This is a genomic window from Microbacterium sp. LjRoot205, assembly GCF_056175745.1.
The window spans coordinates 1-12,685 of record NZ_JBGFFH010000015.1; the positions used below are offsets into that span (position 1 = coordinate 1).

Consider the following 12,685-nt stretch of genomic DNA (forward strand, 5'->3'; position numbering starts at 1 on the left):
GCCTGCGTCCTGCGCTGGCTCCGATGCGCGTCTTGCGCGCCTTCGCGGCCTTGCCGGCGCTTACGGCCTCGGATGCCGGCCGGCCCTGGCTGACGTCCGCGCGCATGCGCGTCGCGACCGTCTCCTGGTCGATCTGCTTGCCTTCCAGCTCGGCGGCGCGCGCAGCTCGTCGACCGGCGCTGTCGTAGTCCTGTGCGGACTCCGCGCGCACGTCCGTGGAGGCTTCGCGCAGCTCGCCGGCCTGAGTCGCCGCGGCGTCCCTGTCGGCTGGGTCGGGCTCGTGCTGCGCGGCAGCCTCAGCCTGTGCCGCCTGTGCGTCGAGCCGGTCGGCTTCGCTGAGGGTTACCGCGGCGTCAGCGCGGTCCTCCTGCTCCTTGCGGCGCTCTTCCTGGGCGAGTCGTTCGAGACGCTCCGCCTCCAGGCGGGCGACCCACTCCTGGACCCTGGCCGGGTCGCCGTCGAGGGCGTCGGTGTCGATGCCGTAGCGCTCGCGCAGCTCGACCTTCATGCGGTCCTCGGCGGTGCGCGCCTCGGGCTCGAACTCGCGCCAGGCCGTCGCCGTGGCGAACGTCTGCCCGATGCGCTGAGGGTCGTTCTCGTTCCAGAACTCGGCACCGTGCACCTGTCGCACCTCGGCTACCGCTGCGGCGCGCTCAGCCTCGAACCGGTCGCGCAGATCGCGGGCCTCCGTGGCTGTGCGGGCCTCCAGCTCGCGGGCGCGTTGTGCGATCGCCTGGCTGAGCTGTTCACCGAGCCGAGCACCAGCCGTCACGGCGACGCGCGCCATGCCCTCCAGGCTTTCTTCGATTCCGTCCGTATCCACCATTTCCGTACCCTCCTATCGCTCGGGGCCGCGCTCCGGCTGCTTCACGCTCGGGCTCACGCGCGGGCGGTCTGGCAGCTCGGTCGGCAGCGGCGAACCGATCTTGTTGACGTCTGTGCGGCCGGCGCTAATGCGCTGCTTCATGGCCTCCAGCTCAGGGTCGACCGGGACTGCCGGAGCTGGTGCCGGTGCGGTCGTTGCGTATGCCTCCAGGCGGGCGTGCACGGTGCGCAGATGGTCGCGCTCGGCATCCCGGATCGCCTGCGCCTGACGCAGCTCGCCGCTCGCTCGCGCGGCGTCGTGGACAGCCTTGGCGAGGTTGGCGAGCTGGCGGATCATAATGACCTGCGCGGCAAGACCCTGCCCGCCACGGGCACCCGATGCGAGAAGCATCGCCGTGCCGGCGAGCGACCCCATGCTGGTGGGCCTCGGCTTGATCGGCGTGCGCCACGTCTGCGCAGAGCGCGACAGAATGTCGGACGCGCGGGCGAGGTCGCCAGGCTCGTTCTCGACCGCGTTGGACCACGCGGCAAACGCTCCAGCCGTGTGTCGTGCGACGCGCGCCCACGTCTCGCGATCGTCGACCGGAACACCGCGCAGCCGCTCGCGCAGCTCACCCAGCTCGGCGTTCATCTGCTCGTACATCTGCGGGTCGACCTCGGTCGCCTCGCGTCCCGGCTGGACGACGCGGCGGCCGCGGTAGGCGGCGTTCCACTCGGCCGCGGCATCCGTCGCGCCGTTCGCCGTGTCGGGCCACTCGGCGCGCAGTCGCGGCAGCGTCAGGTCGCGTCCCAGGTGTCCCCCGCCGTACCAGATCGGCCGTTCGCCGGCCTCGGGTCGACGGGCCACGCTATAGCCGGTAATGACGTCCTGGGTGCCCTCCGCGAACCGGGGGCGAACGATGAGGCCGGACCGCCGCATGCGGCGCACGAACTCGCCCTCGTTCTCCGCCGCGGTGGCGCATCCGCGGACGGTTCGCGCGAGCGCATACCGGGGCTGATCGGTGCTCTTTTCTGCGGCGACTCGGGCCTGCCGGTCCGCGGGTGCAAGCTGCTCCCACGGCGGCGTCAGCTCGTCGCTGTCAGTGCGCGCACGCTCGTACTTCCACTCAGCGCGTGACCGCGCCTGCGCCTCCTGCTCGGCCGGGTCGTAGCCGCGCGTCGACCGCTCGGCCGACGCCGATTCCAGCACTTCCAGGCCGTACTTCTGCTCCAGTGCTCGTGACGCCTTCTGAGCACGGTGGAAGTCGTTGTGAACGCTCGCCTTCGTGCCGTCCTCGCGCACGAGGTTGACCACGATGTGAATGTGGTCATTGCCGTTCTGACTGACCCCGTGGCGGACGGCAGCCCACCGTGTCGGAGCCTTCGTCCCTTCGGCGTCATCGAAGTCCATCAGCTTCACAAAGTCGTTGGCGATCGCATTCCACTGATCGTCCGTCAGCATGCCCTCTTCGGCGCGCAGCGACAGCGAGCAATGCCACACGTGACCGCCCGCAACCTCCGTACCAAACGCCTGCTTGGTGCGGTCGAGGTGCCGCGCGATCGCGAGTGCAGAGTCACGTCCAAGCTCGGTGTCTGAGTGCCACGCCATGATCGCGTCATCGCCTGCGACAACGTGCGGCTCCGTGTGCTCGTTGTGGCGACCCGCTCCCGCGAGGTACGTCAGCAATCCGGACATGCGATCGCCGCGCACGACGTTCGGCATCATGCGCGGACTCCGAGCTGATCCACTACCTCGTCGATCTGCTCCGCAGTGCGTCGCACCACGGCGATGGTGTGCCGCAGCTCGTCGCGCAGCTCGACGGGCACGAACCCCTCGGCGTTCGTTGCGCGTGCGATCTGATTGAGGTTGTTACCGACGCTCGCGAGTGAACGGTGCAGCCGGAACAGGTCGGCAAGCTGCTCGCGTCGAGCTGTCGCCGTCTCCCCCGTCTCCTGTGCCGTGGCGCGCTCCACCAGGTAGCGCGGAATCGTCACGTCCTGGGCGAGGGCTGCGCGGTACAGCACGCCCTCTTCCTCGGGCGACACCCAGACCTCATGCCTGATCGTCCGACCGCCCTTGACGTTCTGCCGCCGCCTGCCCTTGGGCGTGCGGCGTTCTGGCGACTCGTTCGCCATACCAACACCACCTCTCTCATGCCCAGCGCAGCGACCCCGATCGGGGACCACACGTCCAGTGTGCCGCATCCGCGACCCCGTGTCGAGGATCAAGCCCCAGTTACCCCGGGTAACTGTATAGCTTGCTCCGTCTGGGACTCCTCAGAGGCCGCACCCGACGACAGGAGGGGGTGGAAGCGGCTACGCCGCTTCGGAGCCTCCCCGCGCTGCGCGCGCTCTGGTGTTTGACGGAACCGATACATACACTATGGATATGGCTAAAACACTCTCCGTTGAAGAAGCAGAAGCACGCGCGAACCAGCTCCAGCAGGAGCGGTTGAGCGCCATTCGGGGCCTCGCGGAGGCGCGTCAGAACGTCGTCGACGTGCGCGCCGACGCGGACCGCCGCCGCGCCGAGCTGGAGCGCGAACTCGCCGCCTCGGTGAGCGACGCTGAGCGCGACGACGTGCTGCGATACAACGCCGCGCTGTCGGCCGGATGGACCGACGCGGAGCTGCGCAAGATCGGCTTTGATGAGCCGGACAAGAAGCAGCGCACGCGCAAGCGCGCCGCGCGCAAGCAGACGTCCTCTCAGTCAGCTCCAGCGTCCGCGAACGGGTCAGAAGGTGGCGGCTCCGACCTCGTATAGTCCCGCACATTGCAGACCCCGCATCCGGCTTTCGGTGCGGGGTCTGTTGCGTCTCCCCGCGTCGCGGGGTTGCACTCCGTTCCACGGCCGTCAAGGGCGCTACGCGTCCCTTCGGGAGAGCCCTGCGGGCTCCCCTTGACCGCCCCTCCACTCCGTGCAAGGCGGCAAGTGTTCGCCGAAAGCAGGCAGCTCGGCGCATGCGCCGAACTGCTCACTTTCGGACGACACTAACCAAGGGAGAGGACGTCACGATGAGCACTCTGGTTGCGTTCACGACGATCACGACAACACTGCCGACGCTGGACGACTCGCGAGGCAATCTGCTTCGGAAGGTTGCTGAGCGCGATCAGCAGCTCGCGGATCACGGGCGCTACGGTTACCACCTGCTGAACACGGTGACGGTCACGGGGGCGGAGTTTGTGACGGTGATCGACACGCTCTCGAAGGATGCCGATTGAGCGTTTAGGAGCGCTCGGGTCCGTTCGTCGATGAGCCCCGGTCGGAGACTGTCGGGCGCGCGACCGCGGCGCGCTGTTGCGTGCGCGCCAGGGCGGTGTCGACGAGCGTGGCGCTGCGTGAGCTGCGGGACTTGTCGACCTCGACTGTCGCCTGCGCAGGACGCCCCTCGGCGTCTGCTGCGCGCGCCTCTTCGGCGGTCGTGCGGAACACGCGATATCGGCCGACTGCGGGGCACTGCTCGGCTAGGGCGCGTGCTGCGGCCTCCGGCTTCGATCGGCCTCCAGGTCCATCGAACACGTCGCGCGCATACTCGCTGGGAACCCATCGGCCTCCGAGCGAATCACCGCCGTCTAGGGCGGTTGTGTAGGCATGCTCCCAGCGGCCGCGGATGCGCTCTTCGGACAGCTCGTAGGGAACCTCGACGTCGATCACGCGGACGTCGTATCCGGCCGCGGCAAGGCGCTGCCCGAGCGCCAGGGCATCCGCCTCGTTGCTGAGCACGGTGTCGATCACGATGTTGTCGCCCGCGGCGATCGCGTCGGCTCGCAAGCTCTTGGCGAGGTAGGACGATTCCTCGTGCACGAGGGATGCCAGCTCCAGCGGGTAGAACCTCTCCCCCTGCGCCTCACGCTCGCGAATGGCATCAGGCATCAGCCACGTGTCGTAGCTCCCGTCCTGCTGCGCCTCGCGCAGGAGCGACCGCTTGAACTCGTCCGCGTCGATCACGAGGTACTTCCCTCGGTGCTCTCCGAGCACGTCGGCCAGGACAGTGCTCTTGCCGGCGCCGGGAGGGCCGGCGAGAACGATCGCGCGGTACTGCTGCTCCACGTCGGGAGCCGCGGCGCGCGCTTCGTCGATCAGTCGTTCGTGGAGAAGGTCGCGCGCCAGTGTCGGCTCACCGCCGACCCACCACGCGGGGTTGTTCGTCGTGGCGGTGGGGGCATCCTTCGAGAGTGCCTGGCCAGGTTTGGACAGCTCGCGCACGGTATCCATGTGGCGAGCGACTGCATCGGAAACCACGCTCTAGTCGCCGTGCCGATCGTGAGCGTGGACCTTCCCGCTGCCCTTGCTGACCTTCACAACTTTGCCGCTCGGAAGGCTGACGGCGTGGATCTTGCCGGCGCGGCTGCTGCGCTCGGAGAACCCTCCACGAGGGCCCTTCACTTCGAGCTGCACGCCCTTCTTGGTCTTGATGAAGAAGCGGCCGTTCTTCTCGGTGACCTCTCCCCCGCCGACCGCCGTGGCGATTTCTCGAGCGGTGTCGCGCGCGCGATCCTTCGGCGAGACCTTACGCGGTGCGGGCGCTTCCTCCGCAGCCGGTGCCGGCGTGGCTGTGGAGTTGTGGCGGCGGTTGAACACTTCCTCGTAGACATCGTTCTCGATGAGCCCGCGACGTCGCGCGTCACTAACTTCGGACCAGGTGCCGGCCGGGTCGACGATGAGAGAGTCATACCCGTCTGTGCGGCCGCCTTCGACGTAGGGGAACCGTGTGAGTTCGTCGACGAGCTGCGCGCGGTCGATCAGACCGCCCGCGTAGCGCTGGCAAATCTCGTAGGGCGTCGCCCCGGAGAATCCGTCCAGCGGCATCGTGACCTTGGCGGCCGTGCGGAGCGCGCTGAGCACTGACGGCTGCGCGATCCCGAGCCATTTGGAGATCTGCGTCTGGCTGTAACCGCACTCTTCGAGCCGGCGCAGCTCGCGCCGGTAGTCCAGCTCGTCCATTTCCTTCCGGCGGCGGGCGCGCATTGCCGCTCGCGCCTCGGCCGGAACCTCTGCGATCGTCATAACGATCACCTCCTATAGAACATTCTATAAGAGACGGTTAGCGGGGTCTAGCGGTTGAGCGCACGGCGAACACTGGTGGCCCCAACTCCGAGCACGCGGGCGATGCTCTCCCAACTCTGCTGCTCCGCGCGCATGCGCTCCGCCGTCGCGATCCGTTCGGGCGTCATGACGCTCGGGCGGCCGCCGACGCGGCCCTGGGTCCTGGCGTAGTCGAGGCCGCGGGTCGTGTTCTCTCGGATCGTGTCGACGCGGAGCTGCGCGAACACGGCGACGATGCCGTAGAGGGCGCGGCCCATCGGTGTCGTGGTGTCGATCATCGGCTCGGTGAGGCTGACGATGTTCACCTGTCGGGCGTCGAGGTCCTGCAACGTCTCGATCAGGATGCGCTCACTGCCGGCGAGCCGGTCAAGCCGGCGCACTTTGAGGGTGTCCCCCGGCCGGAGGTAGTCGAGGCAGGCAAGCCACTGGGGGCGGTCTGCGACACGGCTGGATTCGCCGTGGTCAACGAACACTCGTTCGCAGCCAGCGGCGCGCAGCTCAGCCTCCTGCGCGTCCGGGTTCTGCTCGCGCTTGGAGACTCGGGCGTAGCCGACTTCGTGTGCCATGCCGAAAACGGTACTGCCGATGTTCCGGCGTGATTCTGTTTCGGCAGGGGGTTTCGGCGGATCATTTCTCGGCGTGTCGCGAACCTGGTCGTCGACGTCGACGAGGCCGCCGAAAACGATCGTTTACGGCTGAGCCCGCAGCTGAGTTGACCTACCATACCTATGGTAGGTATATTTGAAATGTGCCAACCAAAATCGAACTTCTCGATCACGCAGTTGAAGTACTTCGCCGCGGCGATGCCCTCACCCTCGATGCAGTCGCTCGCGAGGCGGGGTTGACGAAGCCCGGGGTGGTCCACCATTTCGGCACGAAAGAAGTTCTCACTGTCGCAGTCGTGAACCGCATCATCGACCGCTGGGAAGCGGATCTGCATACTCGGGCCTCGACGGATGCCGAGCCGATCGACAAGCTGCGCGCGTACGTCGACTACGCACTCAATGGCGACTTCGACTCCAGCGATCTCGCCCTGCTCGCGGACGTGAACCTGCGGGAGCGGTTGTCTGCGCTGTGGGCGGAACGCCTCACCCCGTGGCTCGGCACCGACATCGACACTGACCCGGCGAGCCGCGCATCACTTCGAGCCGCCCGCCTGCTGGCCGACGGCGCGTGGTTCAACGCTGCTCTCGGCATCCCCACCGTCCGCGACGACGAACGATCCGTCCTGCGCGCGATCGCCCTGCAACTCGTGAATGAAGGAGACCCCCAGTGACCAACAAAGCCAAAGGCTGGCTGTTCCTCATCGGCGCGATCGCCGCAGAGGTCACCGGCTCACTATCTCTCAAGGGGGCGCTCGACGCACCCGCCCTCTATGCACTCGTCGCAGCCGGCTACATCGGCGCCTTCGTGTTCCTCAGCCTCGTGCTGCGCACCGGCATGGCCCTCGGCGTCGCATACGGCATCTGGGGAGCCTCCGGGGTCGCACTCACGGCGCTCCTCTCCCTCATCATCTTCGGCGAACCGCTCACGCTCTTGATGGGCATCGGCATCGTCGTCGTCATCGCCGGAGTGCTGTGCGTCGAACTCGGCGCACAGGCCGGTCACAAGAAGAAGGCAGAGGTCGCGTGATGGTCTGGCTGTTCCTCATCGGCGCAATCATCTTCGAGGTCGTCGGCACGCTCTCCCTGCGTATGGCCGTCGACAAGAAGCGGTGGTACGTCGGCGTGGCCGTGGGCTACGTCCTCGCATTCACCATGCTCAGCCTCGCCCTCGCCGGCGGCATGGCGCTCGGCGTCGCCTACGGCATCTGGGCCGCATCCGGCGTCGCACTCACCGCCATCCTCAGCAAGTTCCTCTTCAAAGAGCCCTTCACCTGGCTGATGGGCCTCGGCATCGTCCTCATCGTCGGTGGCGTTCTCTGCATTGAACTCGGAGCCGTCCACTAACCCGGCGATCGTTTACAGCGGGGCTACCAAACGTCGGTCGGGTCAGAGATTCGCTGACATGCTCCCTGCCATACCCAGCACCGCAGCTTGTCGCCGTCGATCGTCACCTGGACGCCCACGGCGTCGGCCGTCCAACGTTTCACCTGGACGACGCACCGGACGTTCGTATCCCCGAACTGGAGCCAGGCGTGACCCCATATCGTCATCTGCTCGGGAACGATGGTGAGCGGCTGCGCATGCAATCGAAGCTGGAGGGAATCGAGGGTGCGCAGCGGCCCGCGCTTGCGCGCCTCGCGCAGCTCTCGCTCTTCGCCCCTCTGCGCCGGCAGATGCGGGTAGCGCTTGTTCGTTCCCACTGAGACATCGTTACGGGAACATCAGACGTCGAGCGTGGCTACTTCGCCTCGGGCGTCCCGCAGTTGGGGCATAGGAGGTAGCCGCCGTCCTCGTCGACGAACTCGAACACGTCGCGGCACCGCGAGCAGTTGATCTTGCCCTGGTGCATTCGCCATGCGTCGACGTAAAACCATGTTCCGTCAATGCCCGGGTAATGGCTCAGCTCGCTGTTGGTGGGACGCCGTGCGGGGAGTCCCGTGTTGTGACCGACAACGGTCGCACCGGACCTGCGGTAGAAGTCCGCGCTATTGTTCCGGTCGTCCACGAACCCATCGAGGTAGCGGCCACCATGAGGAAGAGCCCAGTACGCGGCCTCTGAAAGCAGCTCTCGGCCGATACCGGACCCGCGGGCCTCAGGCAGCACGAAGAGGGCGGCGAGGATTCGGTGTGTTGTCGCGAACTGCCGCGCGGCGTCGGGCTCTTTCGATATCAGCTCGTCGGACACGAACGGCTCGACCACGGCGCCGCCCAGCATCATCCCCCGGTCATCACTCGCACCGATGATGATGCTCGGCTCAGGGTGGGTGTCGTCTCCGAAGATCCTCCGGAGCTGCGCCGCTCTTCGCCGGTCGTCGGCCGCCACCATGTGCGGGGGCGCATAGCCGATGATGAGCTGCGCCGCGACGGTCTGCACAATCTGCCTGGCCTGCGGGGTGTCAATCCGTCCTACGCCCATCTGTCCTACTCGCTCTCTACCTGCACGGTTGTCTCTGGCGACACATGGCTGAATGTGCCAGCCGGGGCCTCAAGAATCGCGTCTACGACGCCCGGGGACGCCTCACTGGGGCATGCGTCCGTCGAACACGGCTGGAGCGTCACAACGCCCGTCACGCGCCCGTCGCGGATCCACACGACGTCGAGCGGCACACGGGTGTCCTGCATCCACACCTCCGTGCGCTGTGCGTGCTCGAGCGGGAACCACATGCCGGTGCCCTCCGGCACGCTGTCGCGCCCGCTGAGCCCTTCGCGCTGCGCGTCGGCGCTGGTTGCTTGCTCGGCGGTGATCGTCACCCCGTCGATGGTCACGCGCAGCTCGTCGGTGCCCGCTGAGCATCCGGCGAGTATCGCTACGAGAACGGCGGCCGCCGCCGCCGCTCTGAACGTACGGAGCATGGAGCTATGCCGCTTGGAAGGTGACCACTCCGCCGGACAGGACAAAGATCAGTCCCGCAGCGATGAAGCCAACGATGCCAATGACGAGACTTCCCGTCTTGGGTTCCATAACGCTTCTCGTGGCGAAGGAGTAGATGACAAGGATCACGGACGCGACGGCAGCCACGATCGCAACCCACTGGATGATGTTGTCCAGGTTCTCAAGCATTGCGGTTCTCTTTCGTCACTCCAGCGGCCGGCCCACGGGGCCGGTGCCGGGAGGCATCGGGTCGAAGTGTTCGCCGTCGTTGAATTCAYGCTCCAGCGACTCAACGAGGCCCATCACGCCGTGCAACTGCATATCGGTCATGGTCCGCCAGCGGTACTTGTCGCGGCCGGCGAAGAACGCGGCGCGGATGCGCCCGGCCTGGTCGCTGTCCGCGTAGTAGTTCATCTTCGGGCGCGGCGGCATCTTCGCTGCCACTCCCCCGGCCTGCGTCGGCGCGGGGGCCGGCGCTGCGGGGGCGACTGCAGCCGGGGTCGGAGTCGGCTGTGCCGCCGGCACTGCCTGGGTGTTGACGGGCGTCTGCCCGCTGAGCGCGGACGTGCGGCGCTCGGTTCGCTTCGTGGCCATGTTCTTAGTTCCTTCCGGTGAGCTGCGTGAGGTATCCGTCGTAGATTGCCGCGAGCTCGCGCCAGTCCGGGCCGCCCTCATCGAGTCCAAGACCTTCCTCAGTGGCGTCCGAAATCGATTGGCGCTTCGGAACAGGCGGGCTCAGCAGCGAGAGGCCGCGCGCCTCGGCCGCCGCCTCGATTTCGTCGGCCCAGTGGCCGCCGCCGACCGTCCGCGCCTCGTGCTGGTTGAGCACGACACCGGCGACGCGCAGCCGGGGGTTGTAGCTCTGCTGCACCTGCGTGATGGTGTCGAGCAGCTTTGCGAGCCCGTTGGCGCTCCAGAGCTTCGTCTGGGTGACCACGAGCGCGCCGTCAGCGGCCGTGAGCGCGTTGATGACGAGCTGGTCGAGGTTCGGGCCACAGTCGATCAGGATGAGGTCGTAGTCGCCGCGCAGCGGCTCCAGTGCGCGGCTCAGCCGACCCTCTCGGGATGCTCCAGCTACGACGAGCTGATCGCGCACGACGCCGAGCGTCTCCCCCGTGGTCGGCACGACGTCGAGGCCGTCCCAGATTCCCGGCACGATGACGTCTGCGATGGTGTCGGGCGCGTACTCGCTGAGCACGTCGGCCAAGCCCGGTTCCGTTTCCCCTACGTCCTCGGTGAGCACGCTCGTGATATTGCCCTGAGGGTCGCTGTCGACGACGAGAACGCGCAGGCCGGCGAGCACGGCAGCACGGGTCAGGTGATAGAGCGTCGTCGACTTGCCAACGCCGCCCTTCTGGTTGCAGGCGGTCAGGATGATTGCCTGGCGCGTGGTGGTCATGGTCACGGGTTCCTCCCGGGTCGGATGATCTGAGTGTATCCCCATTAGGGACAATGCCTCTATTGGGTATGAGGAAAGGAGGGGAGCACGCGGAGCACTCCCCTCCCGGGCGCGGTCACTCGGTCGTGCCGCTGCGCTCCACGGTCACCGACTGGAGGTGCAGGCTCACGCCGACCTCATCGGCTCGGACTTCGTGCTGGATGCGCTCTTCGCCGCCCTCGGGGCGGTAGATGGTCGTGCGGTACTCCCCCGCGAATGTGATGCGGATGTTGCCGGAGCGCTCCGCGGCCTCGACGAGGTTCACCGCCTGGTTGCCCTGCACGGACACGTCGTAGCCGATCGTGCCGCCGTCCTCGTAGTTGCCGTCGTCCTTGCGGATACGGTCGGTCACGAGCACGCGAGCGTAGGTGTACGGCTTGCCCTTGTCGTTCTCGCGCAGGACGGGAGTCGCGGCGAGGTTTCCGGTGCGGGTGATGTAGCTCATGGTGAGCGGTTCCTTTCTCTCTGTGTTGGGGGTAATGCCGGTATTAGTACCAGTTTGCAACGGGTCAGAGCCCGTAGCGGTTGATGGTCATACGGTGCCCGTCCATCTGGGCGGGGTAGAACACCCACTCGATGCCGGAGCTGGTAGGCGGCTCGAACCGAACACCGCGAACGGGGCTGCCGGTGGTAATCGGTGCCAGCTCGTCGAGGACGGTGAGGGGCTTGGCATAGAACTTGCCGTCGAGGGCCGTCAGCACGTCCCCCTCCCGCAGGTCTGCCAGCTTGGTCACGATCAGCTCCTTCATGTTGTGTACCTCCATTGTACCTAATGCCTCTATTAGTGGCAATGCCGGGATTGGTTATCAGTCCTCGCGCGGGAGCATGATCGTCACGACGGGCTCGGCCTCGTCGCCGGGGCCGATATGCAGGGCCAGCTCGATCAGCTCGGCTTCGTTCCACTGCCGGCCTCGGTCCTCGTTCGGGATGCGGAACACGCGGAAGGTAACGCGATCGCCTCCCGGGGCGTTGCCCGCGGCGATGCCGGCCATGTAGAGCACGTCCCACAGCCGCCCGTCCTCATCCTGGGGCTCGGGCCWGTCGTCGTCCCACTCGACCGCCTCGGCCCATGCTGCCTTGGTGAGCGCGACGGGGATGCGGAAGCGAGCTTCGCGGGCCATGTGGCTGACGTCCACCAGGTCACCATCCGCTAGTGCGTCCTCGCGGGTGCGGCTGTGGATCACGCTGCCGAAGTAGTTCTCGATGCTCATGCTGTCCTCCTGTACCTAATGCCTCTATTTATCCGGCGGGACAATCCGCGGTTTTTCGCGCGTCTTGGTCTATGTCTCTATTGTATCTAATGCCTCTATTAGTGGCAAGGGTCATTCTCCGCGCGCGCGACGGCGGGCGAACTCCGCGATCTGCTCGGGGGTGTAGTTGGCCTTCATGTACCAGTGATTCGTCTGCTGTTGCCAGAACTCGACGTCTCGACGCAGCTGCTCGACCTCGGCCTGCAGTCGGGGAATCTCTTGGCGCATCCAATTGAATGCCTCCCACGAAACGGGGCCCCGCTCGTCCTGCTGTTCTTCGCTCATCGGTCATCCCATGTGTGCGGCGATACGGTCGATTTCGATGGGGTTGAATCCTGCCCAGTGGTCCTGATCGTCGACGACGACCACGGGAGCCTGCGCGTACCCGAGATCCTTGACGTACTCGAGCGCAGCGTCATCCTGGCTGAGGTCCACGACGCGGTAGGGGATGCCCTTGGCATCAAGCGCACGATAGGTCGCGTTGCACTGGACGCAGCTCGGCTTGCTGTATACCGTCAGCTCGTTCTCGATCATGTCCCTCTTCCTCTCTCGATCAATTCGCTGGCTCGTTCCTGATAAGCGGAGCAGTGCCGCAGCAGCAGGGCCGGAACACAACCGCAGGCGGCGGGGGAGAGAATTTCGTCGCGATGTGAGGGAGCGTAGCGACCG

At 66.6% G+C, this 12,685-nt stretch carries 22 protein-coding genes and 1 pseudogene; 6 read left to right on the plus strand and 17 right to left on the minus strand.

Annotated elements, in window-relative coordinates:
• The 3 genes from AC04ME_RS18755 to AC04ME_RS18765 form a co-directional block, all read right to left on the minus strand.
• Positions 1-826: hypothetical protein (locus AC04ME_RS18755; protein WP_475436547.1), on the minus strand; the 826-nt coding region annotated here is incomplete at its 3' end.
• 12 nt (positions 827-838) lie between these two features.
• Positions 839-2,530 carry a relaxase/mobilization nuclease domain-containing protein gene (locus AC04ME_RS18760; protein ID WP_046746599.1) on the minus strand — a complete coding sequence of 564 codons (1,692 nt, stop codon included), beginning with the start codon at positions 2,528-2,530 and terminating at the stop codon, positions 839-841.
• Positions 2,527-2,940, minus strand: a complete 414-nt coding sequence (locus tag AC04ME_RS18765; RefSeq protein WP_046746598.1) for a plasmid mobilization protein — start codon at positions 2,938-2,940, stop codon at positions 2,527-2,529. The genes AC04ME_RS18760 and AC04ME_RS18765 overlap by 4 nt, the downstream gene beginning before the upstream one ends.
• A gap of 247 nt (positions 2,941-3,187) precedes the next feature.
• On the opposite strand from AC04ME_RS18765, the gene AC04ME_RS18770 reads away from it, so the two are divergent.
• Together AC04ME_RS18770 and AC04ME_RS18775 are read left to right on the plus strand one after the other, a co-directional pair.
• Complete coding sequence (locus tag AC04ME_RS18770; RefSeq protein WP_475436550.1) at positions 3,188-3,568, plus strand: hypothetical protein; 381 nt, start codon at positions 3,188-3,190, stop codon at positions 3,566-3,568.
• Positions 3,569-3,819: 251 nt separating this feature from the next.
• On the plus strand, positions 3,820-4,026 hold the full coding sequence (locus AC04ME_RS18775) for a hypothetical protein (RefSeq protein WP_046746596.1): 207 nt from the start codon (positions 3,820-3,822) through the stop codon (positions 4,024-4,026).
• Positions 4,027-4,030: 4 nt separating this feature from the next.
• Here AC04ME_RS18775 and AC04ME_RS18780 read toward each other — a convergent pair whose 3' ends face one another.
• Genes AC04ME_RS18780 through AC04ME_RS18790 form a run of 3 tightly spaced genes read right to left on the minus strand, consistent with a single transcriptional unit; the run spans position 4,031 to position 6,417 of the window.
• On the minus strand, positions 4,031-5,020 hold the full coding sequence (locus AC04ME_RS18780) for a zeta toxin family protein (RefSeq protein ID WP_046746595.1): 990 nt from the start codon (positions 5,018-5,020) through the stop codon (positions 4,031-4,033).
• 30 nt (positions 5,021-5,050) lie between these two features.
• The gene (locus AC04ME_RS18785; RefSeq protein WP_197077656.1) at positions 5,051-5,812 is read right to left on the minus strand and encodes a hypothetical protein; all 762 of its coding nucleotides are present in this window, start codon (positions 5,810-5,812) and stop codon (positions 5,051-5,053) included.
• 47 nt (positions 5,813-5,859) lie between these two features.
• On the minus strand, positions 5,860-6,417 hold the full coding sequence (locus tag AC04ME_RS18790; RefSeq protein WP_046746594.1) for a recombinase family protein: 558 nt from the start codon (positions 6,415-6,417) through the stop codon (positions 5,860-5,862).
• Positions 6,418-6,599: 182 nt separating this feature from the next.
• On the opposite strand from AC04ME_RS18790, the pseudogene AC04ME_RS18795 reads away from it, so the two are divergent.
• The 4 genes and pseudogenes from AC04ME_RS18795 to AC04ME_RS18810 all read left to right on the plus strand — a co-directional run.
• A pseudogene (locus AC04ME_RS18795) lies at positions 6,600-6,737 on the plus strand (helix-turn-helix domain-containing protein); the annotation flags it as partial.
• Positions 6,738-6,752: 15 nt separating this feature from the next.
• Complete coding sequence (locus tag AC04ME_RS18800) at positions 6,753-7,127, plus strand: TetR/AcrR family transcriptional regulator (protein ID WP_231589629.1); 375 nt, start codon at positions 6,753-6,755, stop codon at positions 7,125-7,127.
• Positions 7,124-7,483: a DMT family transporter gene (locus tag AC04ME_RS18805; protein WP_046746592.1), complete on the plus strand. Its 360-nt coding sequence runs from the start codon at positions 7,124-7,126 to the stop codon at positions 7,481-7,483. Before AC04ME_RS18800 ends, AC04ME_RS18805 begins: the two co-directional genes overlap by 4 nt.
• Positions 7,483-7,800 (plus strand): DMT family transporter, encoded by a 318-nt coding sequence (locus tag AC04ME_RS18810; RefSeq protein WP_046746591.1) that lies wholly within the window; start codon positions 7,483-7,485, stop codon positions 7,798-7,800. The genes AC04ME_RS18805 and AC04ME_RS18810 overlap by 1 nt, the downstream gene beginning before the upstream one ends.
• A gap of 23 nt (positions 7,801-7,823) precedes the next feature.
• Here the strand turns inward: AC04ME_RS18810 and AC04ME_RS18815 are convergent, their stop codons facing one another.
• From AC04ME_RS18815 to nrdH, 11 genes are all read right to left on the minus strand, one after another.
• A complete protein-coding gene (locus tag AC04ME_RS18815; RefSeq protein WP_046746590.1) occupies positions 7,824-8,156 on the minus strand; it encodes a hypothetical protein in 333 nt (110 codons plus the stop codon).
• 38 nt (positions 8,157-8,194) lie between these two features.
• Positions 8,195-8,830 (minus strand): GNAT family N-acetyltransferase, encoded by a 636-nt coding sequence (locus AC04ME_RS18820; RefSeq protein WP_260026930.1) that lies wholly within the window; start codon positions 8,828-8,830, stop codon positions 8,195-8,197.
• Between the two features lie 47 nt (positions 8,831-8,877).
• Entirely contained in the window at positions 8,878-9,222 is a 345-nt protein-coding gene (locus AC04ME_RS18825) for a DUF192 domain-containing protein (protein ID WP_197077655.1), read from the minus strand.
• 91 nt (positions 9,223-9,313) lie between these two features.
• The gene (locus AC04ME_RS18830) at positions 9,314-9,517 is read right to left on the minus strand and encodes a hypothetical protein (protein ID WP_046746587.1); all 204 of its coding nucleotides are present in this window, start codon (positions 9,515-9,517) and stop codon (positions 9,314-9,316) included.
• A 15-nt stretch (positions 9,518-9,532) separates the two neighbouring features.
• Complete coding sequence (locus AC04ME_RS18835) at positions 9,533-9,922, minus strand: hypothetical protein (protein WP_475436554.1); 390 nt, start codon at positions 9,920-9,922, stop codon at positions 9,533-9,535.
• Between the two features lie 4 nt (positions 9,923-9,926).
• Positions 9,927-10,727, minus strand: coding sequence for a ParA family protein (locus tag AC04ME_RS18840; RefSeq protein ID WP_046746585.1), 801 nt, complete (start codon positions 10,725-10,727; stop codon positions 9,927-9,929).
• 115 nt (positions 10,728-10,842) lie between these two features.
• Entirely contained in the window at positions 10,843-11,211 is a 369-nt protein-coding gene (locus AC04ME_RS18845; protein ID WP_046746584.1) for a single-stranded DNA-binding protein, read from the minus strand.
• Positions 11,212-11,275: 64 nt separating this feature from the next.
• Positions 11,276-11,515: a hypothetical protein gene (locus tag AC04ME_RS18850; RefSeq protein ID WP_046746583.1), complete on the minus strand. Its 240-nt coding sequence runs from the start codon at positions 11,513-11,515 to the stop codon at positions 11,276-11,278.
• Between the two features lie 57 nt (positions 11,516-11,572).
• Positions 11,573-11,977: a DUF6573 family protein gene (locus tag AC04ME_RS18855; protein ID WP_475436556.1), complete on the minus strand. Its 405-nt coding sequence runs from the start codon at positions 11,975-11,977 to the stop codon at positions 11,573-11,575.
• Positions 11,978-12,088: 111 nt separating this feature from the next.
• A complete protein-coding gene (locus AC04ME_RS18860) occupies positions 12,089-12,301 on the minus strand; it encodes a hypothetical protein (RefSeq protein ID WP_046746581.1) in 213 nt (70 codons plus the stop codon).
• A 3-nt stretch (positions 12,302-12,304) separates the two neighbouring features.
• On the minus strand, positions 12,305-12,550 hold the full coding sequence (gene nrdH / locus AC04ME_RS18865; protein WP_179516453.1) for a glutaredoxin-like protein NrdH: 246 nt from the start codon (positions 12,548-12,550) through the stop codon (positions 12,305-12,307).
• Positions 12,551-12,685 lie beyond the last annotated feature (135 nt).